General features: G+C 38.9%; 6 protein-coding genes. 3 read left to right on the top strand and 3 right to left on the bottom strand.

The window, feature by feature from the left end; genetic code table 11:
• Both F6K54_RS39995 and F6K54_RS39990 read right to left on the bottom strand, forming a co-directional pair.
• Window positions 1-193: hypothetical protein (locus tag F6K54_RS39995; protein ID WP_293089898.1), on the bottom strand; the 193-nt coding region annotated here is incomplete at its 3' end.
• 568 nt (window positions 194-761) lie between these two features.
• Entirely contained in the window at window positions 762-1,556 is a 795-nt protein-coding gene (locus F6K54_RS39990) for a phycobilisome rod-core linker polypeptide (protein WP_293089897.1), read from the bottom strand.
• A 545-nt stretch (window positions 1,557-2,101) separates the two neighbouring features.
• Here F6K54_RS39990 and F6K54_RS39985 point away from each other — a divergent pair.
• A complete protein-coding gene (locus tag F6K54_RS39985) occupies window positions 2,102-2,641 on the top strand; it encodes a bleomycin hydrolase (RefSeq protein WP_293089895.1) in 540 nt (179 codons plus the stop codon).
• Between the two features lie 82 nt (window positions 2,642-2,723).
• Complete coding sequence (locus F6K54_RS39980) at window positions 2,724-3,218, top strand: bleomycin hydrolase (RefSeq protein ID WP_293089894.1); 495 nt, start codon at window positions 2,724-2,726, stop codon at window positions 3,216-3,218.
• A gap of 366 nt (window positions 3,219-3,584) precedes the next feature.
• Here the strand turns inward: F6K54_RS39980 and F6K54_RS39975 are convergent, their stop codons facing one another.
• Window positions 3,585-4,127, bottom strand: coding sequence for a DNA-binding protein (locus tag F6K54_RS39975; protein ID WP_293089892.1), 543 nt, complete (start codon window positions 4,125-4,127; stop codon window positions 3,585-3,587).
• A 684-nt stretch (window positions 4,128-4,811) separates the two neighbouring features.
• Between F6K54_RS39975 and F6K54_RS39970 the strand changes: the two genes are divergently transcribed.
• Complete coding sequence (locus F6K54_RS39970; protein WP_293089891.1) at window positions 4,812-4,979, top strand: hypothetical protein; 168 nt, start codon at window positions 4,812-4,814, stop codon at window positions 4,977-4,979.
• Window positions 4,980-5,062 lie beyond the last annotated feature (83 nt).

Below are 5,062 nucleotides of genomic sequence, written 5' to 3'. Positions count from 1 at the left end.
TTCTTCTCATTTCATTACTTATTCTGAGAGTAGCCAGACTCAGAGAGTCTTTTCTACGAAGGCTGGTGGTAGAAAACACCAGGGGAATCAGGGTTCCCGTTCCAAATGACCAGTTCAGGTCGCGCGACATCTCCAGGGGTTGAAACAACCTGGATTCTGTGGAAAATCCACCGAAAACGGGATAAATCCGCATTTTCTTCAAGCCTGTCAACAGACTTCTACACTCCTCAGCATAGACCATTATCTAGCTGTGAGCTTACATTTTTTTTGGTTAGCTTTCACGAGTGGTTTTACTCAAAATGTTGGAGCAATCTTCTCGCTGCTCTAGCTGCATTACTTACTTTTCGGTGCCGAATGCGGAGCTAACAGCCGTCGTAGGAAATTAAGCCCCCGTCTCCTGTCCGCCAGAATCTCACGCTAACTAGCGATCTTGTCATGGCGACAAACCTTGTTCTTACTTGCTATCCTACTACCATAGCAGATTTTTACTACGGGTTGAAACCCGCGTGTCGTTATTCAACCAGGGGATAAATCTTCCGGGCACTTTCCTCCCGATATCTTTTAGGTTGATGTGCCGTACAACTTTCTCGGCGTTGCATAGTAGGAGGAATTGTTAGGTTCAGAGAAATAGTAAAGTAGAGGAAGTCTTAAAGATGGGATTTATCTGTTCCATAAACATTCATCCTTTGATTCAGCAACGCCAAGATTTTAAAACAAAACTTTTTTAGAGCTAGATTTTTGAACCTACCCGCAAACAAGTATTAGGTTTGCTCAGTAATACTAATAATCTTCCCACCACTCCGATGAATATTTTGTACAAATCGGGACATCTGAGTATAGTTGATTGTCAGTTCTTTTTTGCTGAGGTGGTTCAATCTAGCTGGTGCCTTAGAGGTAGAGTAAACAATGTGAAAACGCTTGCCCGTATTGCCATAGTTAGCTCCATTTCCTTTAGTTTGAAGTTTAACAGGAGTTGGTAAATTACCAGCAAGAGAAGAAAGTAATTGAGAAGTACTATCGTTATCATTAGTAGCAGGTCCACCTAATAAGGAAAATATCCGATTAAAGGTGTTATTTTTGAAACCAATTTGGGAAGTCATACCATAGGGATAAGGGACAATCCATTCTCCAAAATTTTCGCTATATTCTTTACTATCAATATAGGAATCGATTTCAGCTTCGTATCCCTGTTCGTTGTAGATTTGAACGTGCTGAGAAATTTCTGTTTGATCTTGAGGGGCACGACCTAGTAAATGCTTGTAGTTTAACTCAATAAAGCGATATTGATTATTACTATTAAAGAACAGAGATTGATACAAGCTAGATTGAGCTACTTTTCTCACAAATCCTCTAACACTAATTTCTCCATTACGCAGTTGAGACTCAGCACTTGAAAGACGATCGCTTTCCATTATGTATTGATTGCCCAATACCTGCTTGTAAACCGCCCTAATTACCATCTGTACATCTTCTTCAGTGGCATTGGGACGGAGTTCTAAAGGGGCAACTTCAAAGGTATCTATCCCTAGAGTTGTTAATGTAGCTAACTTTTCCATTCTATTTATATTTATTGAATTTATTGACATCCTCCCGACGCTGCTCTACGAGACAGCGCGGGATTCCCATCCATCAATCAAACAGACAAATCGCAGCTTGAAAGATTCAGGGCGGGTTGACACCTCACTGAAAAATGCTGGGCTTTGCCAGTCTAACACTTCCTCCGTGTCCGTTTAACTTCTCCGTTAGCGCAGCTCCTCCGGAGGAGGCGTGCCCCTCGGCGACTTGATTGAACAGTTACAGTAATCGCGCACCTTGATTTTTGGCCTGAGCAATATTTGCATATTAACAGATTATCTGTAAAACCGCTCTTATTGATTGGCATTTATACCCGCGCTCTCCCGCAGGTATAAATGCCAACATTTAGATAAATGTTTGGTTTTTATCTTATGTTCTTGACACTCCATTGGCTAGAAAATCTTAATAAATGTTTACTTGTTTACGAATTATTACTTTCTTACTCAGAAAGCGAGACAAAACAAACCCTCTTGTTAGAAACTTTGATACTAAGAGTTACAAAAAATAAATTTTTAAGGAGAACTCAATGTTAGATGCTTTTTCAAAAGCTGTAGTTACAGCAGATACAAAAACTGCTCCTATTGGTGCAGCAGAATTAGCTGGCCTAAAAACATTCATTGCTGATGGCAACAAACGTCTTGATGCAGTGAACTTTATTGCTAGCAACGCAAGCTGCATTGTATCTGATGCTGTCGCTGGTATGATCTGCGAAAACAACGGATTAATCCAAGCTGGTGGTAACTGCTATACTAACCGTCGTATGGCTGCTTGCTTGCGTGATGGTGAAATCATCCTCCGCTATGTTACCTATGCACTACTAGCTGGCGATGCTTCCATCCTGAACGACCGTTGCTTAAATGGTCTGAAAGAAACTTACATTGCTTTAGGGGTTCCTACTCAATCTGCGGGTCGTGCAGTGGGAATTATGAAAGCAGCAGCTGTTGCTTTCATCAGCAATACAGCTTCTCAACGTAAGATGAGTGTTACTGAACAAGAAGGAGCTTGTGCTAGTTTAGTATCTGAGTGCTCTGGCTATTTTGATGCAGTTATTGCTGCTATCAGTTAATATCACCTAGTTTTGAGTCATTGAAGTCAACGAAATTAACATTTTACCCAATCTATTTTCAGAGTAGGAGAAAAACTCAATTATGAAATCAGTTATTACTACAGTAGTTTCCGCTGCTGATGCAGCAGGTCGTTTTCCTAGCAGCTCCGATCTAGAATCCGTACAAGGTTCTATCCAGCGTGCAGCAGCTCGTCTAGAAGCTGCTGAAAAGCTAGGAGGCAATCTTGATGCAGTTGCTCAGGAAGGTTATAATGCTTGCATCAGTAAGTATGGTTACTTAAACAACCCTGGCGAAGCGAATTCAACACCAGTTTTTAAGGAGAAGTGCCTCCGCGATATCAAGCACTATATGCGCTTGATCAACTATTGCTTAGTTGTTGGTGGAACTGGTCCTCTTGATGAGTGGGGAATTGCTGGTCAACGTGAAGTTTATCGGGCTCTCAGCTTACCTACTGCACCTTATGTTGAAGCTTTAACTTTTATTCGTAACCGTGGTTGCGCTCCTCGCGATATGTCTGCTCAAGCATTGACTGAGTACACTACTCTCCTCGACTATGCAATCAACTCCTTGTCCTAGAAAATAGGGATTTAGGCAAGATTATAAAACTCTTGCTTTAAAACTTCTTTAATTCTAGAACTTTGGGACTCTCAGTTTGTTACTTTCCTAATAGTGGGTGAGCAACTAACTGAGAGTCTCTTAGTTTTTTGAACTGAGGTGGTATAGCATAAGGAAGGACTGAAAAAGCAAAAAATCTGGCGTTGTCTGAGTTTTAACTCAGATTCTGCACCTCAATTTGTCCGAGAATAAAGTACTACAAATATCAGTAGGTTGCTCAGTATTTTCTAGATAACCACAAATTTGTCTCGCACAAGATTTGAATTCTTGGAGATACTAAAGGAATAATTCTTATACTGTATAAATGCTCCCTTTGAAGCAAATTATTTATCTCAATGTTCTGTTGTTTCCTTTCTTTTTTGACTTCTTACTTTTTGTCCGCTGCTCAACTACTTCCGGTGGTGGACCATAATCTCCATCACTGAAGTATACTCGCTCCACTATATGTTGTGGTTCTACTTCTATCCACAGACGAGCTCCCCCGGCTTGACTTCTATTGGGTTGATGAGGTTGATAAACGATTTGGCAAGGTCCGTTAATTTTCAGAGCGTGGCAATAATTTTTTTTATCTCCTACTTTTACGGCAACTACTGGATGAGAAGTTCCATTGTCTCGGTTATAGTCAATGGTCTTTCGCAGAACATGAATAAAGGTATTGCCTGTGCGTTGATTTTTGTTCCAAGTACCTTCAGGACCGCGACGACCTGGTGCAATTTCTGGCATTCCCCGTTTATTTAATGGAATCATCCAAAGTCTTTTGATTTTTTGAGCACCTCTAACACGGTTTTGATTCAGTAGAGTTCTTAATCTACCTGTGGAAATATTCAGCAGAAATGCTGCTTCTGTTGTAGTTGCATACTGTACTTTCATAACTATAACGTCTTAGTTTTTATATTTTGTAATCAAATTTATTATCTAAATAATTTTCAAAAAATTAGCTTTTTTTAGCAACAAAGTCAATAGGCAAAAATAACTAAGCAGTTATCTCTAATGTAATGCCCTATTTCTCAAAAAGGCGATCGCTGATATAGCAATTCCTAAAAAGCTGGAGGTACAAAATTCTAGGTTTTTGGGAAGAAAAAGATAACTGTATACGGGCGTACCTGATCGGCGCTATATGTGAGTTTGGTCATAAAAAAATATTCCTCCTTTGAATTTTTCTCTTGATTTTAAAGATTCGTTCAACAATGAATAATGAATAATGAATAATGAATAATGAATAATTACCTCTCCTTGAAAGAAGAGGATTGACAAATTCATGAAAATTTTTCTTTATTATCCCCTTAAAAGGGGAGGCTTTAAACCACAATTTTTCGGTAAAGTTACACATAACATAAATAGTTGGCATTGAGGAAATATTTATGGTATTGAAGGGAAGTTTTATGAAGATTCTGTGAAGTTTAGGAGGATTTTATGTGTGTTTTTTAAAGATTCAGTGAAGTTATGAATAAACGCTTGCTATTTTAGAGAATATGTAAGTATTGTGTACTAAGATTTGCTACTTTAGGCAAAAATAAAAACAGTGGGTAAAAACTATTTAAATGTGAGCTAACGATGAATATCAAAGATTTCAAGTCTGTTTTAATTTTTTCTGTAGCAATAGTATTAGGAGTTTTTGTTGCTCCTGCAAAAGCTGCAAATATTTCGAGAGTAGTTGACTTTGAGGATTTGACCCTTGGAGCAGTAATAGTTTCCCAAAAACCTTGTCAAACCTTTCTATAAGTTCTAATATATAGTCAGTAAAGTTTGATAAGGTATGAAAAAATATGTCACGCCATGCATAGGCGGCAGGGTATTATGGTGTC

The sequence above is a fragment of the Okeania sp. SIO3B5 genome (genome assembly GCF_010692555.1).
In the GTDB taxonomy this organism is placed as follows: domain Bacteria; phylum Cyanobacteriota; class Cyanobacteriia; order Cyanobacteriales; family Microcoleaceae; genus Okeania.
The sequence above is the reverse complement of the archived record's forward strand: the minus strand, read 5'-3'. Positions and strand labels throughout refer to the sequence as shown.